The 15,646-nt window shown below is 45.5% G+C and carries 12 protein-coding genes; 6 read left to right on the top strand and 6 right to left on the bottom strand.

Annotated features, from left to right (window positions below; translation table 11 throughout):
* Positions 1-26: 26 nt before the first annotated feature.
* The 3 genes from ACSX1A_RS14270 to ACSX1A_RS14260 all read right to left on the bottom strand — a co-directional run bounded on the left by ACSX1A_RS14270 (position 27) and on the right by ACSX1A_RS14260 (position 2,241).
* On the bottom strand, positions 27-641 hold the full coding sequence (locus ACSX1A_RS14270; RefSeq protein WP_439880317.1) for a transposase: 615 nt from the start codon (positions 639-641) through the stop codon (positions 27-29).
* A 113-nt stretch (positions 642-754) separates the two neighbouring features.
* A complete protein-coding gene (gene nfi, locus ACSX1A_RS14265; protein WP_439880316.1) occupies positions 755-1,441 on the bottom strand; it encodes a deoxyribonuclease V in 687 nt (228 codons plus the stop codon).
* A 125-nt stretch (positions 1,442-1,566) separates the two neighbouring features.
* Positions 1,567-2,241, bottom strand: a complete 675-nt coding sequence (locus ACSX1A_RS14260; protein ID WP_439880315.1) for a hypothetical protein — start codon at positions 2,239-2,241, stop codon at positions 1,567-1,569.
* Between the two features lie 147 nt (positions 2,242-2,388).
* Between ACSX1A_RS14260 and ACSX1A_RS14255 the strand changes: the two genes are divergently transcribed.
* Both ACSX1A_RS14255 and ACSX1A_RS14250 read left to right on the top strand, forming a co-directional pair.
* Positions 2,389-3,069 (top strand): dienelactone hydrolase family protein, encoded by a 681-nt coding sequence (locus tag ACSX1A_RS14255; protein WP_439880314.1) that lies wholly within the window; start codon positions 2,389-2,391, stop codon positions 3,067-3,069.
* A 73-nt stretch (positions 3,070-3,142) separates the two neighbouring features.
* Positions 3,143-3,772: a phosphoribosyltransferase gene (locus ACSX1A_RS14250; protein ID WP_439880313.1), complete on the top strand. Its 630-nt coding sequence runs from the start codon at positions 3,143-3,145 to the stop codon at positions 3,770-3,772.
* Positions 3,773-3,780: 8 nt separating this feature from the next.
* Here ACSX1A_RS14250 and ACSX1A_RS14245 read toward each other — a convergent pair whose 3' ends face one another.
* The gene (locus ACSX1A_RS14245; RefSeq protein WP_439880312.1) at positions 3,781-5,139 is read right to left on the bottom strand and encodes a GDSL-type esterase/lipase family protein; all 1,359 of its coding nucleotides are present in this window, start codon (positions 5,137-5,139) and stop codon (positions 3,781-3,783) included.
* A 373-nt stretch (positions 5,140-5,512) separates the two neighbouring features.
* On the opposite strand from ACSX1A_RS14245, the gene ACSX1A_RS14240 reads away from it, so the two are divergent.
* The 3 genes from ACSX1A_RS14240 to ACSX1A_RS14230 all read left to right on the top strand — a co-directional run bounded on the left by ACSX1A_RS14240 (position 5,513) and on the right by ACSX1A_RS14230 (position 9,539).
* Entirely contained in the window at positions 5,513-7,738 is a 2,226-nt protein-coding gene (locus ACSX1A_RS14240; RefSeq protein ID WP_439880311.1) for an NADP-dependent isocitrate dehydrogenase, read from the top strand.
* Positions 7,739-7,900: 162 nt separating this feature from the next.
* Positions 7,901-8,806: a hypothetical protein gene (locus ACSX1A_RS14235; protein ID WP_439880310.1), complete on the top strand. Its 906-nt coding sequence runs from the start codon at positions 7,901-7,903 to the stop codon at positions 8,804-8,806.
* A gap of 184 nt (positions 8,807-8,990) precedes the next feature.
* Positions 8,991-9,539, top strand: coding sequence for an REP-associated tyrosine transposase (locus ACSX1A_RS14230; RefSeq protein WP_439880309.1), 549 nt, complete (start codon positions 8,991-8,993; stop codon positions 9,537-9,539).
* Between the two features lie 215 nt (positions 9,540-9,754).
* On the opposite strand, the gene ACSX1A_RS14225 is transcribed toward ACSX1A_RS14230, so the two are convergent.
* Complete coding sequence (locus ACSX1A_RS14225; RefSeq protein ID WP_439880308.1) at positions 9,755-11,212, bottom strand: ArnT family glycosyltransferase; 1,458 nt, start codon at positions 11,210-11,212, stop codon at positions 9,755-9,757.
* A gap of 390 nt (positions 11,213-11,602) precedes the next feature.
* Here ACSX1A_RS14225 and ACSX1A_RS14220 point away from each other — a divergent pair, with 390 nt between their 5' ends.
* Positions 11,603-12,520 carry an NmrA family NAD(P)-binding protein gene (locus ACSX1A_RS14220; RefSeq protein ID WP_439880307.1) on the top strand — a complete coding sequence of 306 codons (918 nt, stop codon included), beginning with the start codon at positions 11,603-11,605 and terminating at the stop codon, positions 12,518-12,520.
* A gap of 161 nt (positions 12,521-12,681) precedes the next feature.
* Here the strand turns inward: ACSX1A_RS14220 and ACSX1A_RS14215 are convergent, their stop codons facing one another.
* Positions 12,682-15,642 (bottom strand): M16 family metallopeptidase, encoded by a 2,961-nt coding sequence (locus ACSX1A_RS14215; protein WP_439880306.1) that lies wholly within the window; start codon positions 15,640-15,642, stop codon positions 12,682-12,684.
* Positions 15,643-15,646: the final 4 nt, after the last annotated feature.

The following is a 15,646-nucleotide window of genomic DNA, read 5'->3' as shown; positions in this document are numbered from 1 at the left end:
CACTGTGAGGTCTTTTTGAGCAACTGTTATAGCTCGTCATCTTCTACGAAGGTTGCAATTGTGCTGAAGTCAGCAGCATTTTCCTCATGAAATTTTCTGTACCAATCTCTGCTACCGAACCATTCTAAAACATTTTCTCTCATTAATAAGGTTTTAGATTCAGAATGCAGGCTATGATATGAAGAGTAAGCCCAGTTGCTGAAATCATCGATCAAGCCGTGATGCTGTGGATTAAAATGAATGTAATAAACCAGCCTGGTAAAGTATACTTCTGAGGTTACTTCCTTCCGACGAAACCGTTCCTGAAATAAGCTGCCTGTGCGGTTGTATCTTTTATTTATAGCTTTTGTGTAAGCATTAAATAAATGCGAAAATTGACGCTGAAGGTTAATCTTCAGCAAATCCTCATTTTCTAAGGTCCGGATAATTAATTGTTCTTCAGGTTTAATCCGAATCAGGAAGTGGACATGGTTGGGCAGAAGGCAATAGGCATAAGTATCTGCGTAAGGGGAAACATACTTTTTGAATAGCTGCAGAAAATAAAAGTAGTTTCCCTCCTCCTTGAAAATACTCTCTTTATTATTGCCGCGTGTGTAAACGTGGTAAAACTTATCAGGCTCAAGAAATACAGTTTGCTGCATTGTGGCTTATACGGAAACGCTTATTTGAAAGACCTCACAGTGTTTGCAAAACCTGTGAGGGTCTATAGATAATAGCTGGTAAGACACTCACAGGTCTTTTAGACGCTGTGAGGTCAAAAGTGCCTCCTTTTAAATACTGCCGCATAATGGTCAGCTAGCCGCGTTGGCTCTGGTAGTTTATACTTGGTGGCACAGTGCAGGGCAATGTTCGTGGCAGATTCTAAGTCCATGAGGTGGCCCGGCGAAACGAAGACGGGCTTTATGTTGTCTTTGGTGCGGAGCACGTTGGCAATGATCTCGCCCTTATACTCCAGCGGTGAGATGGAGCCTTTGGTGGTGGCCGGCTCTTTATACTTTCCGACAAGCACTTTCTTGGCTACACCCATCGTCGGCTTTTCCAGATGAAGGCCCAAATGTGTAGCTATGCCGAGGCGCCGCGGATGTGAGATGCCGTGGCCGTCTACCATGATCAGGTCAGGCTTTTGCTGTAGCTTTTGGTAAGCCAGCAGCAGGTTTGGAGCTTCGCGGAAAGCCAGGAAGCCGGGGATGTAGGGTAACTCCACCGGCCCAGCATGCCATACTTTCTCCACCACTTCCAGTTCCGGGTAGGTCAACAACACAAATGCGGAGAGAATGGTGTCTTCACCTATAAAAGAGGAGTCGCAGCCAGCGATGAACTTTAGCTCGAAGTCCGGCTTTTGAATAATGATGCGCTCCTGCATCTTTTTTTGCATTGCTGTCAGCTCCTGCAGTAGCTCCGGATCGGGGGGAGGAGAGTTATATCGTTGGTAGTAGGCCATACATTATGTAAGAAGTAATGGATCATGCTTGTGTTTGGTGTACGACAAAAAGCAGTTTACCACACTTAATTAGTTTTCTAGAAGTAAGTTACTCATGGTTTATTTTTCACTCAATAAACGCAAAGTTACGCGCTGCAAGGATAGATGAGTTTAGCAAAAAGGAGTCGCCAGTGGCCCTGTATATAGCCAAAGTGGAACTCGAAGGAAGTGTTGGTGTGCAGCACTGACTTTTGTACACGAGGCAGCGTTGTCTGTATGCGTTTTATGTCTTGCATCGGCAGACTGGCGTAGTTCCAGTATCCGCTTTTCTGAAACTTTTCCGGCTTCCATACAAAACAACCCTCTTTACTATACCCTGATTTCCCGGCTTCATAATCTACGTCGGCGCAACTGAAGGTAGGGAAAGCCTCTTCCTGCAGATCACACGCTTTCATTTCCTCGGCTATAGTAAAAAAGGACCTGTTCTGATATTCCCTTTTAAAGTCTGTGATATCCGTTACAAATGTCATTTTTGGAACAGCCCCAGGTTGCTCTATTACCCAAAGGCCAAAATCAGGATGAATAAACGTGTTGATAGCAGCTGTATCTCCGGTTTGTAAAGCCTGAAAGAAGTTGTTGAATGCTGCCTCAAAATCAGTGGAATCTGTGTTGCCTGTATCGGATGAGCTATTGCCAGTAACGCCTTGGTTAGTATTGGCTTCTGAGTTAACGGTGGTGCCGGATGAGTCGGAATTGGAGGTTTCAGATGTACATGAAAGTAAGTAGAAGAGACTAAAGAAAAGTATAAGTAAGTGTTTCATAGAAAATATAAGTTTTAATATACTGTACGAACACAGCCAGGTATGGATATGTACTTAGTGAACTTTGAGATATACAGGTCGTAACTTGATATAGAGCCTTTTACATCATCTCACTGATGCTTGCATCAACCTATAAAACAACAAGCTATGACAAACTATGTAATCAATGAAAGTGTTGGGATCGACCTGGAGGAGGTGAACCTAATCGGGGATCTGGCAGTGCCGGAAGAAGCAAGAGGGCTGGTAATTTTTTCGCACGGCAGTGGCAGCAGCCGCCTGAGTACAAGAAACAGATATGTGGCGGAACACCTGCAGCGGTCCGGGTTTGCGACTTTACTTTTTGATCTGCTTACACCGGAAGAGGACCAGGATAGAGCTAACCGGTTTGATATACCGCTGATAACCCGGCGCCTGGTTGAAACCACACGCTGGGTGCAGAACGACCCTCGTATCAACAAGTTTAATATCGGATATTTTGGAGCGAGCACAGGTGCGGCCTCGGCCTTGGGTGCCGCCGCCGCACTAGGTGATATGATCAAAGCCGTGGTGAGCCGCGGAGGGCGTCCTGATCTGGCGGATAGTGTACTGCCGGATGTGCAGTCGCCAACTTTACTTATTGTTGGAGGGAAAGATGAGCCTGTGATCGGGATGAATAAAGAGGCGCATGACCGGCTCCAATGCTTGAAGGACATGGAGATAGTGCCGGATGCTACCCATTTGTTCGAAGAGCCTGGTGCGCTGGAAATGGTAGCACAACTCGCAACGGATTGGTTTAGAAAATACCTGGAACCCGGTAAGCAGCACCCCCTACATCAGAATAAACCATAATTCAATGATTTGAGTGGGCGAGTGTATAAAGTTAAAGGTACTTACTCGGCTCACTCATTTAGCAAACAATGCTATGGAAAAGATACAGAACCGAGGGCAAGCAGCCATCATGCTGGCTGAGCGGTTAGAAAAGTATAAGGGGCAGCAGGGAGTTGTGCTGGCAATTCCACGGGGTGGTGTACCAGTGGCTGCTCCGATCGCCAAAAAACTGGGAATGCCGTTAGAAGTAACCTTATCCAAAAAGATCGGACATCCTTTTAACAAAGAATTTGCTATTGGCTCGGTTAGCCAGGACAGTATAATTGTGGATGATCGCGTTGATGTATCGCAGGAGTATATCGACAGCGAAGTGGAACGGATACGGGAAAACCTGCGGCAAAAGTATAAGCTTTTTATGGGTGACAGAAAGCATATTCCGCTCACGGATAAGGTGGTAATTATTGTAGATGACGGTATTGCCACTGGTAAAACGCTGGAGGCAACCGTAGAGCTTGTGAAAAAGGAAAAGCCAAAAAAAGTAGTGATAGCAGTACCTGTGGCACCCTATTCTGCCATAGATCACTTCCGGGGAATGGTAGATGAAGTTATTTGTTTATTAGTGCCACCTTTTTTTCAGGCAGTGGGGCAGTTTTACGAAGAGTTTACGCAGACCTCGGATGAAGAAGTCATCAGCTTACTGAAGGAGCAGGATAAAAAAATGTAGAGCCAGCGCTAATGGGTAAGTATAAATTTGCGCTGTAAATGTTGGCCGCTTCCAGTTACCCTAACCAGGTACAACCCGGCGCTATCTGTTGCGCGCATTCGTATTTCTTCCGTTACAGTGCCCTCTGCAGAACATTGTCTGTTCACCAGTTTTAGTAGCTTGCCGTCAGGGGTGTATATGGTGATGCAGATTGTTGAGAATGGCTCCTGATCCTGTAGCTGCACCGTGACCTTTTTATCACGACTAAGGGTAGGAAATACCTGTAACAACTTTGCACCGGCTTCTCCTGCCTCGCCAGCATGTAAAACCTGTTGTTTTTCAACCTGAACGGTTTCAGAGTAACTGTTGCTGCCATCGAAGCTGATTTGTTTTAGCTTATACTTTAATATTCCATAAGGTGCTGTTGTATCTGTATAGTTATACGTAAGGTTGCCGGTTGAACTACCGGCGCCGTCAATTTCTCCAATTTTTTTAAAATCCTCCCCTTGGTTAGCTCTTAACACCTCAAAATTGTCGTTGCCATTTTCTGACGAGGTTTTCCATGTCAGGTGCACGTTATTATCTGTAGATAATTCAGCTTCAAAAGCTGCATATTCAACCGGAACAACTTGTATGGCCTGCATAATTGCTTCGAACCACTTTTGCGCCATCTTCTCTTCGCCAGAAGCATTGGGGTGCACACCATCCCAGGTATCTTTACCCGTAGTAGGGTCAAAGCCTGTGTACTGATCTACAAGTATGACCGGAGACGTAGCTGTGTGTAGTTCTTTAGTTAATGCGGGGAGCTTTTCATTTAACAGGCGAATATTGTCTGCTGCCTGCACCCCTACTTTTTGTGAGAAAGCCGGTATCAGCTTAGCTAAAAATATTTTTGCCTGTGGATTGTCTTTCCGAACATGGTGTACCACTTCTCTGATTTCATCAAGGGTACCGGCTATTGTCTGGTTTCGAAACATATCATTAGTGCCCAGGTGCAGCAAAACAATGTCAGGCGTATATTCTTTTAACCACTCCTTAAGATGTCCTTTGGCAGGCTCATCGGTATTACCGGCTAAAATCTGATCGGCACTCCAGCCCCAGTGGCCTTCGTTATCACTGTCAAATTGATGGCCTTTATACTTTGGCCACTGCGGATTACCGTTTTTATGCACGTTGTGGGAACCTACATAGTCGGCCTCCACACCAGCATCAATCAGTTTCTTCCAGAGGTTGTACCTGTAGCTGTGGTTTTCGTGATTGGATTGTGTGATCGAGTTTCCCAGAGCCATGATCCGCAAGGGTGCAGAAAATGCCTTTTCAGCAAAAAGAAGAAAGAGGAAAAGCGTGGGAATAAGTTTGAAAAGTAAGGTAGTAAAGGTAATCGCCATAGCAAAATATTACATTACGCTAATAAGCTTCCTATAGACGAGCTTATTGATGAGTTGTTTTACGTCCTGTGGTGCTTTTTTGGTGAAAGGAAGTCATTTCGGGATTAAGGAGTAGTTATTTTTAGCGAGTACTTATTTTTTAAAAGTAAATGTTCGAAAACTGGCACTTCCTAATGAGTGTAGCTGGTTCCCGGCGCTCCCTTCAGGGTTTGATTTGCGTGGTTAGGTAAGAGCACAGAATGGCTGCGGATGCACAGAGGAATGTCGCCATTTGCCTGACCTATATCAAAAAGACTCTTATATTTGCTACTGATAATATCTTGACTCGCCTCATTCATGAGAGGTGATGTGATTCAAAACATAAAAGAACGACATGACAAAAACAGCCAAAATAGTTTATACCATAACTGACGAGGCGCCTGCTCTGGCAACGCGCTCTTTTTTACCAATTGTTGAGACCTTTACGAAGGCAGCAGGCATAGAAGTAGAGACAAAAGACATCTCCCTTGCAGGTCGTATTCTGTCAACTTTCCCGGAAAACCTTACCGAGGAGCAGAAGCAAAGCGATGACCTGGCTTACCTGGGTGACCTGGCTAAAACGCCTGAAGCTAATATCATCAAATTACCAAACATCAGCGCTTCTATCCCGCAGCTGAACGCAGCCATCAAAGAACTGCAGTCGCAGGGTTATAATATTCCAAACTATCCTTCTGAGCCTAAAAACGACGAGGAAAAAGATATTAAAGCCCGTTACGCCAAGATTCTGGGTAGCGCAGTAAACCCTGTGCTGCGTGAAGGTAACTCTGACCGCCGTGTGGCTGATGCTGTGAAGCAATATGCCAAAAGCCATCCGCACTCGATGGGTGCCTGGTCTTCAGACTCTAAAACGCGCGTTGCCCACATGACGAAAGGCGACTTCTACGGCAGCGAGAAATCTGTAGTGGCTGATAAGGCTACGGATGTGCGCATTGAGTTTGTAGATGCCAACGGTAATACAAAAGTGCTGAAAGAGAAGATCGCTCTGAAAGAAGGCGAAGTAATGGACTCTTCTGTGATGCACGTTGATGCGTTAAATGATTTCTTCGAGAAAGCAATTGCTGAGGCGAAGGAAGATAACATCCTGCTGTCGCTGCACCTGAAGGCTACTATGATGAAGGTGTCTGACCCTATCATGTTCGGGCACGCGGTGAAGGTGTTCTTCAAGGATACTTTTGCGAAGCATGCGGCTACATTTAAAGAGCTGGGCGTTGACCCTAACAATGGTTTAGGCGACGTTTATAACAAGATCCAAAACCTGCCAGCAGACAAGCGTGCCGAGATAGAGGCTGACCTGAAAGCTGAGATGGAGAAGCGCCCTGAGCTGGCGATGGTAAACTCTGATAAAGGCATTACCAACCTGCACGTTCCAAGCGACGTGATCATTGACGCGTCTATGCCGGCGGCTATCCGCTCTTCGGGCAAGATGTGGGGCCCGGATGGTAAGCTGCACGACACGGTAGCTATCATCCCGGATCGCTCTTACGCAGGTATCTACCAGGAGGTGATCAAATTCAATAAAGAGAACGGTGCTTTCGATCCAACTACGATGGGTACTGTGCCGAACATCGGTTTAATGGCGCAGAAAGCCGAAGAGTATGGCTCGCACGACAAAACCTTCGAAATGGCTGAGGCTGGAACGGTGCGCGTGGTAGATGCCAACGGCAATACGCTGATGGAGCAGCCGGTAGCGAAGGGCGATATCTTCAGAGCTTGCCAGACAAAAGACGTAGCTATCCAGGACTGGGTGAAGCTGGCCGTTACAAGAGCACGCATCACGAACACGCCTGCTATTTTCTGGTTAGACCCGCAGCGTGCCCACGACGCTAACCTGATCAAAAAAGTAGAGAAGTACCTGCAGGATCACGACACTAATGGCCTTGAGATCAAGATTATGTCTCCTGTAGAGGCGATGCGCTATACTTGTGAGCGCGCCAAAGCTGGTAAAGACACTATCTCGGTAACCGGTAACGTACTGCGCGACTACTTGACTGACCTGTTCCCTATCCTTGAATTAGGAACAAGCGCTAAGATGCTTTCTATCGTTCCGTTGCTTGATGGCGGTGGATTGTTCGAGACAGGTGCCGGTGGTTCTGCACCGAAGCACGTAGAGCAGTTTGTAGAAGAGAATTACCTGCGTTGGGATTCATTGGGTGAATTCCTGGCATTGGCCGTTTCTCTGGAAGACCTGGCTTACAAAACCAAGAATGAGAAGGCCGAGGTATTGGCAGAAACCCTGAACAAAGCTAATGCTGAGTTTCTTGAGAAAGACAAGTCTCCGGCCCGTAAAGTAGGCGGCATCGATAACCGTGGCAGCCACTTCTACCTGGCTATGTACTGGGCACAGGCACTTGCCGAGCAAAACAAGAACCAGGAACTGAAAGATAGGTTCAAGAAGCTGGCTCAGGAGTTGACTGATAACGAGCAGAAGATCATAAACGAGCAAATTGCCGCGCAAGGCAAGCCAGTTGACATTGGCGGTTACTACCACCCGGATGCTGACAAGGCAAGCAAAGCGATGCAGCCAAGCGAAACACTAAATCGTATTCTGGCTGAGTTCTAATCAGAAGAATAAAGTATAAAAAGGAAAGGCTGCCTGAGAAATTGGGTGGCCTTTTTTTGTAAGATGATACTTAGTTCAAGAACTAGATAGCTTGCATTTATTTAATATTAATTGTTACTTTATGTCTACTTTATAGATTTATATTTCACAAATTGAACTTACATGAGCACTTTTAAATATACTTATAGATTGATTGCATTCGTAGACATTCTCGGCTTTAAGGATATAATCTACAGAAGAGATGCAAATGAAATTTTTGAAATTCTAAGAACATTTCAAGAAGAAGGTTTGAAAGAAACTACATTTGAGAGTGGGCCAAAAGGTCGTGAGAAATTTGATTTCTTTCCCCAAGATCTTATACTAGAAAAGAATAAAGAGGATATGGAAGCCGCTGCAAAACAAGATCGACACGTCTCAGTATTTTCTGATCTGATTGTTATCTCTTATTCCAATCATAAAGAATATTTCTGGTGGAGCATTAAAGAACTTATAGATCAATTAGCTTCTTTACAAGATCGTTTGCTTTCTAAAGGCGTTTTAATAAGAGGTGGTGTTACATATGGGAAGTTGTTTCACAATGGGCAAATTTGCTTTGGAGAAGGGATTATTCGGGCATATGAACTGGAGAGTAGAGAAGCTATTTTTCCTAGAATTATTATAGATAAGAATATTTCGAGATTCAAGCTATTTCAGAGTTTATTAGAAAAATCTGGAGGTCACTTTAAATTAGAGTGGTATAATGATGGAGTTCAAGGCATATCACATTTTAATGGATTTCGAGGTATTGATAAATTATTGAATTTAACAACATCAAGTAATGGATACTGGAGGGAGGACATGGAAGCTACCCCCAAATTTTATGTTCACATGAATCTGAGGAGATACAAAGAGATAATTGATAGTGGAGTTACAGAAAGCAAGAGAGCTATTAACCTAGGTAAAGCAGAAGGTGAGAGGGCTTTGGTGAAATTTCATTGGTTATCAAATCAATACTTACTAGTGCTTAACGCACTAAAAGAAGTAACTGAATTTAATGATAAGTATGGTAAGTTAGAATTAGAAAATTGAAGATACAATTTGATTTTTAACCTATGCCGCAAGTTTAGCGACAGCGCAACTTGTGGCTGTACATGAGGCCAGTTTGTAACTGGCGTATTCCATAACCATACTTCCGCCAGTTACAAACTGGCCCTATTTCCAACCACCAGTTACCGCTTCGCTCAAACTGGCGGTATGTTCTTATAGTAGTGGCATGAGCCGAAACTTTAAGATCAGCGACCAGAGCAAGTTGCACTTTATCTCGTTTGCCACAGTGAACTGGATAGACGTTTTTACCAGACCTGCTTATAAGGACATTGTAGTTGATAGTCTAAATCATTGCATCAAGAACAAAGGGCTGGAAGTATATGCCTGGTGCATCATGTCTAATCACGTACATCTGATCATTGGCTCAGAAACGGCTAACCAATCCCACATTATCCGCGACCTAAAAAAACATACTTCCAAAACTATAGTAAAAGCCATTTTTGATAATCCACAGGAAAGTCGCAAAGAATGGATGCTTTGGATGTTTGAGCGGGCAGGTAAGCTAAATAGTAACAATCAAGGTTTTCAGTTCTGGCAGCAGCACAACCAACCTATCGAACTCAATTTTAATTTTCTGATGGATCAGAAGTTAGATTACATTCACAATAACCCTGTAGAAGCTGGTTTTGTGTACGAGCCGCAAGAATATCCTTATAGCAGTGCCATTAACTATGCTGGAGAAAAGGGTATGGTGGAAATTATACTTATCAACTAACCATACCGCCAGTTTGAGCGAAGCGGTAACTGGTGTTGGAAATAGGGCCAGTTTATAACTGGCGTGTTCCTTAATTTTACTTTCGCCAGTTACAAACTGGCTTCATGGATAGCCACAAGTTACGCTGTCGCTAAACTTGCGGCATTAAATGGCATTAAATGCTTAAAGTATAGATATACTATAGTGAGGGACTACAAACTGGCGTTTAAAGAGACTTACTTTACCTGCCTGGCACGCAACACATAGATCGTATAGTTGTAAAGTTTTTCGCCCCTGTACTTTATAGGTACTACTTTTTCATCAAGTTTATCATAACGCTGCCCCACCTCTGGCGGTAGTTGAGGGTTATCTGTAATTAACAGCGTGTTAACAGGGGCAGGATTCCAGCCACTGGCAGACCAAACCATAAACTGATCATACTTCCTTTTGACGCTGAGGCAGCGCACATTTTTGTTGCCTGAGTAGAAAGCAAGTTCAGAGGCAACCTGGTAGTCTGTGGCAACAAGTTCGAATGGGGCGAGGCTGTCATACGTATGGCTAAGTGCCTGTACCTGCTCTCCAAGTTGCTGCCAACCCACCAGCCGTTTCAAAACGTCGAAACGCACGGGTATAAACCGGTTCATACTGGTAAGATCCTGTACCGAAGGAAACATGAACAGCAGCAGTACCCCGGATGTTAGGTAAAAGGGCAGGCGGATCTTAGGAATTCGTTTTTCCTGCACTATAAGATAAGCTAAACCAATAGGAAGCAGCATACAGCCGGTGTTGTACCAGTTTACCTCCACACGTTTGCTGAAAGCAACAAATGTGAACAGCAGCAGGCAGCCAATGGCAGGAACTATGATCAGAGCCAGCTTTTGTTTGTCAGCTTCAGGTATGGATTGCCGGCCGTGGAAGAAGGTGCGCAGGAACAACGGAAAGAAGAACGGTGAATTGATCAGGATAAATCCTCCAAATAATTCAGGTAGGTGCCTGAAAGCTTTAGAAGGTTGTGTTGCCTGTTCTGAACCGGCCAGGTTCAGGAGGTGGTGTAGCATGATCCAGTCGTGCTGGTAGTTCCAGATAAGTATAGGTAAATGAAAAAGAAGAACAAGCATCACTACCAGGGTCTGCCCCCTTACATAACGTTTCCCGTTTTGCCAGAACAGTGGCCATGCTAACGGCAAGATAAAAAACAGCATCGCCTGCTTCGAAAGGCAACCTAAACCGAAGCTTATTCCCGTAGCCGCCCACAGCCCAATTGTGTTCTCTTGTAATGCTTTCAGGAAAAAATAAAATGTACAAACCCAGAAGAACAGTAACAACGAATCGGTGGTGAAGAACGTGGAGGCTAGTACAAAGTAGGGCATGATGCTTAGCAACATAGTAGACAGGTGAGCCAGTTGCTTATTCTTGAAAAGGAGCATACTTACTTTGTATAGCATGAATAGCGTAGCTGCCCCTAGTGTAAGTGCGGTAAGACGTATCACTAACTCATGATCACCGAATAAGCTGGTGGTCACAAAATTTACCCAGGCTATCAGTGGCGGCTTGGAGTAATATGCCCAGTCCGGGTGCTTTGACCAAAGCCAGTACTGCGCTTCTTCTGAAAACAGGTTATACCCCGAAAATAGGAAGCCTGCTTTAATGCAGAAATACAGGCACCAGTATATGAGTCGGTATGAAGCGGGCATGGCAGATTCTTTAACTCATGCTTGGATGCTCTTTCCAATTTTATCCAAACAGCTTGTGCAGTAAGACTTTTACTGATCACTCAAACACAGCATAAATTAGTGCGATGGTCTATCTATTTGCTACGCAGTCAGTTGCAAAGGTTTTTGCTTGCTAGGTATTCTTAGTATGGAGGAAGAAAAAGTAAGGCAAAGGCAGGAATAATTTTGTGGTGACACTAGTATAACCGGGACTATCTTGAAACTTAATAACCTTATTTAGAAGAGCAGGGTGGTTTCAGGGTAGGCAGCCTCAAAAGCCTGTCACCTATCACGTTTTCTTTAAGAGACAACTGCTTAAGTAGTAACATTTCCTGCAAAATCCTGTTACTAGCCATAAGTAAACGAGCAGTTATGGAAGAAAACGACACATTAGATACACCAAATTCAATAATAGTGCTGGCAGGTGGTACGGGAGATCTGGGAGGACGCATTGCCCGTTCGCTCCTTGAGAAGGGGGCTCAGGTGAGGGCACTGGTTCGAAGTGACAGTGATCCGGATACAGTTGATGCCTTGCGTAGATCAGGAGCGACTATCTGTGAAGTAGATTTTCATAATGCTTCTGAATTAACGACGGCCTGTGAAGGAGGTGCTTGTGTGGTTTCTGCCTTGTCGGGGCTGCACTATGTGATGGTTGGTATCCAAACCTTGCTGCTGAATGCCGCTGTGGCAGCAGGGGTGCCCCGTTTTATCCCTTCTGACTTTGCGATTGATTTTACAAAGCTCCCTTATGGCAAAAACCGTAACCTGGACTTCAGGAAAGAGTTTCAAGAGCGTTTAGACAAAGCGCCTATAGCTGCTACTTCTATACTTAACGGCATGTTTACTGACTTGCTAACAGGGCAGGCGCCGGTTGTTCTATTCCCAATAAAGCGGGTGATGTACTATGGAGATGCAGACCAACTGATGGACTTTACTACTATCCAGAACACAGCCGATTATACCGCTGCCGCAGCACTTGACCCTTCTACACCACGTTACCTCCGGATTGCCGGTGATGTATTGAGTGCAAATGTTTTAAAAGATGCTGCCAGCAAAGCTACCGGGGATCAGTTCCGGTTATTCCGGGTTGGCGGGTTAGGTTTGCTGAATGCGATAATCAAGATCACAAAAACGCTTACACCCTCTAGTAACGAAGTTTTTCCGGCCTGGCAGGGCATGCAGTATATGCGCGACATGTTCAGCGGATTAGCTAAGCTGGAGCCATTGGATAATGAACGCTATCCAGAAGTAAGATGGACGAGCGTAGCCGAGGTGCTGGCGAAGCGGTAAACTTTATACTTTCATCGCTCCCGCTCTTTCGGATCAGTTATCTGAAAGTATAATGCTAGGATACGCCTAATAATTAGTCTATAGTATAACAAAAGCGGGCAGCCATACTTGGCTGCCCGCTTTTGTTGTGGTCAAACGTCAGATATCTGACATCTTACTAGTTAGTACCCAAACAGTGTCTTCAGGTCCAGCTGCTTCACTTTGCCATACTTCTCGAGTGCTTTAAAGTTCAGCTTATCTTTAGAGCCGATCACAAGTATAACCTGCGGCTGGCCTTTTACATACTTCTGCTGGAAATCCTTCAGCTGGTCAAAAGTCATGGTGTTGGCGCTTTCATAAACATCCTGGCGGATATCGTAATTCAGGCCTAGCTTTTTGGCGCGCTCATAATCGAACAGTATACCAGCTTTTGTAATGCGCTCTGTAGAGATGCTATTGCGAAGCGCAGCCTGCGCGTTCTGGAAGTTAGCATCCGCCAATGGCATATCGGTAAGCAAATTCTGCATGCCGGCCATTGCCTCCGCCAATTTATCTGACTGTGCCCCGATGTAGGAGATCAGGTAATTTGCACGATCCTTTTTTGAAGCCGGTGAATAGAAAGAGTAAGTAGAGTAGGCCAGCGCTTTTGACTCACGCAGGTCCTGGAACACGATGCCGCCCATGTACTCGTTGTACAACCTTACTACCGGAACAATATCCTTGTTATAAGGCACAGACTTACTCAGGAACAGCATTTCGGCCTGCACCATGTCATAGTCTGCCCAGTAAACTGTTGGCTCTTTAAAGTCGATCTCGGTATATACTTTCTCTTCCGGTACAGGCTTGAGTTTAGCAGGTACCTGATGCCCTTGGTTCAGGGTAGCAATCAGGTTCTCTGTTTCACGTGGACCATAGTATAGTACACGGTGCTCATACGTTGGAATGCTCTTGATAATGTTTGTCAGCTCCTGCGGCTTCACAGCCTTTAGTTCTTTCTCGCTAAGCACAGTGTTAAAAGGATTCTTCTTGCCATACTTGGCATAGTTCACCATGGCTTGCTGCAGGATAACACCCTTGTTTTTCTTTGCATCCGCACGGGCTTTCAGAATACCCGCTACCATGTCGTTTAGTGCCTGCTGGTCAGGCTTCGGATTTGCCAAAACACTTTCAAACAGGTTCAACCCTTTCTCGAAGTTCTCATCCAAACCAGTCAGGCTCACATAAACCTGGTCTCCGGAAGAGAACACATCAAAAGATGTTCCCAGCTTAAAGAACTCCTTCTGAAGCTCCTCGGCTGTATACTTGTCGGTACCCAGGTATTTCAGGTAGTTCACGGCCATGCCCAACTTCTGGTCGTTGTTGGTGCCCATGTCCAGGATGTAGTATAACTGGAATAAGCCGTTATCCTTGTTCTTAGTATAAAGCAGCGGGATATCCTGCTTCAGCTTGGCTTCCGTGATGTCTTTGCTGTAATCCAGGAACACTGGCTGAAGCGGCTGCACGTCCTTCGCCATAAACTCTTTGTAGTATTCCGACTGTGCATCGCGGTTAACAGCTACCGGCGTAATGGCAGGCTTCTCTACTTTCTGTGCGTTAGGGTCTTTACCTGTGCGCTTATAAACCAGTACATAGTTGTTGTTGAAGTACTTGTTTGCCACATCCATCACCTCCTGTTTGGTGATGCTGGCAAATTCCTCCTGGCGATTAACGAATTTCTGCCAGGGCATATCGTAAATAAAAGCAGTTACAAAAGCATCGGCCCGGTTGCCATTATCTTCGTAAGCCTTCATGGTGCTGATCTTGTTGTTGTTCACTACAGCCTGTATCAGCTCTTCGTCAAAATCACCTTTCTTTATCATGTCGAGCTGCTTTAACAACAGGTCGCGCACCTGGTCCAGCGTCTGGCCCTGGCGTGGCATGCCCGTCATCCGGAAGGTGCCATAGTCTTTCATAGGTGTATCGTAGGCGTAGGCCTGCAGTACCTTCTGCTGTTGGTTCAGGTTCAGGTCTACCAAGCCAGCCTGCCCGTTATAAAGCAGGTTGCTGATCATCTGAATTACCAGCGCATCGTGCTCTTTTATGCCTGGCGTGCGGTAAGCAATAGACACATTCTCTGCATCAGGGCCCAACACCTCTTTCACGATCGGCTTCTGGATTGGCTGCTCTTTTGCTACGTTAAAGGAAGGCACAGGCTCCTTTTCCATTCCTCCCCAATACTTGTCTATCAAGCGAATGGTCTGGTCAAAATCAATGTCGCCACTCATGGCAATCGCCATGTTGTTCGGGATGTAGTACTTGTTGTAATATTTTTTGATCTCCGTGATGGACGGGTTCTTCAGGTGTTCGATGGTACCGATAGTTGTCTGGGTACCATACTGGTGTGTCGGGAAAAGCGCGGTGTTGATCACCTCGGCTACTTTACGTCCGTCACTATCCAGGGTGCGGTTTTTCTCTTCGTAAACTGCCTCCAGTTCCGTGTGGAAGATACGTGGCACCATGTCACCGAAACGATCTGCTTCCAGTTCTACCCAACGCTCCAGCTGGTTGCTAGGGATATCGTTGGTGTATACTGTCTGGTCTACCCAAGTATAGGCGTTGGTGCCTTTTGCCCCGATAGAGCTGAGTATTTTGTCGTATTCGTTGGCAACAGCATAGGTAGCGGCTACGCCCGATACTGAGTCGATCTGGTGGTAGATATTTTTGCGGGCTGCCTCGTCTTTAGTGGCTCTGTACTTTTCATACAAGGCTTCAATCTTGTCCAGCTCCACCTTCTCTTTTTCCCAGTTCTGTGTACCAAGCTCCGTAGTGCCTTTAAACACCATGTGCTCCAGGTAATGCGCTAAACCAGTGGCATCAGCAGGGTCATTTTTGCTGCCTGCACGCACGGCAATAAACGTCTGGATACGTGGTGCCTCCTCGTAATCCGAAAGGTATACTTTCAGGCCATTGTCTAACGTATAAATGCGGGCGTTCAACGGATCTCCCGGAACGGTTTCGTATTTATACTCTTTTTCGGCAGTGGCAGCGGGGGCTGACGCCGTCGTTTCTGTGGTCGACTGTATTTGGTAGGCCTCGTTCTTACATTGCGTGAACGTAAAGGCTAAGGCAACCAAAAACAGGGATGACGCTTTTTTGAGAATCATAGTT

The organism is Pontibacter sp. MBLB2868 (genome assembly GCF_051904785.1).
Classification (GTDB): Bacteria; Bacteroidota; Bacteroidia; order Cytophagales; family Hymenobacteraceae; genus Pontibacter.
Note: the sequence above shows the minus strand (reverse complement) of the source record. Positions and strands in the feature narration are given on the sequence as shown.

Excerpts from the sequence above, each read along its gene's own strand:
- ACSX1A_RS14270 (WP_439880317.1), bottom strand. The coding sequence starts at position 641 with ATGCAGCAAACTGTATTTCTTGAGCCTGATAAGTTTTACCACGTTTAC.
- nfi (WP_439880316.1), bottom strand. The coding sequence starts at position 1,441 with ATGGCCTACTACCAACGATATAACTCTCCTCCCCCCGATCCGGAGCTA.
- ACSX1A_RS14260 (WP_439880315.1), bottom strand. The coding sequence starts at position 2,241 with ATGAAACACTTACTTATACTTTTCTTTAGTCTCTTCTACTTACTTTCA.
- ACSX1A_RS14255 (WP_439880314.1), top strand. The coding sequence starts at position 2,389 with ATGACAAACTATGTAATCAATGAAAGTGTTGGGATCGACCTGGAGGAG.
- ACSX1A_RS14250 (WP_439880313.1), top strand. The coding sequence starts at position 3,143 with ATGGAAAAGATACAGAACCGAGGGCAAGCAGCCATCATGCTGGCTGAG.
- ACSX1A_RS14245 (WP_439880312.1), bottom strand. The coding sequence starts at position 5,139 with ATGGCGATTACCTTTACTACCTTACTTTTCAAACTTATTCCCACGCTT.
- ACSX1A_RS14240 (WP_439880311.1), top strand. The coding sequence starts at position 5,513 with ATGACAAAAACAGCCAAAATAGTTTATACCATAACTGACGAGGCGCCT.
- ACSX1A_RS14235 (WP_439880310.1), top strand. The coding sequence starts at position 7,901 with ATGAGCACTTTTAAATATACTTATAGATTGATTGCATTCGTAGACATT.
- ACSX1A_RS14230 (WP_439880309.1), top strand. The coding sequence starts at position 8,991 with ATGAGCCGAAACTTTAAGATCAGCGACCAGAGCAAGTTGCACTTTATC.
- ACSX1A_RS14225 (WP_439880308.1), bottom strand. The coding sequence starts at position 11,212 with ATGCCCGCTTCATACCGACTCATATACTGGTGCCTGTATTTCTGCATT.
- ACSX1A_RS14220 (WP_439880307.1), top strand. The coding sequence starts at position 11,603 with ATGGAAGAAAACGACACATTAGATACACCAAATTCAATAATAGTGCTG.
- ACSX1A_RS14215 (WP_439880306.1), bottom strand. The coding sequence starts at position 15,642 with ATGATTCTCAAAAAAGCGTCATCCCTGTTTTTGGTTGCCTTAGCCTTT.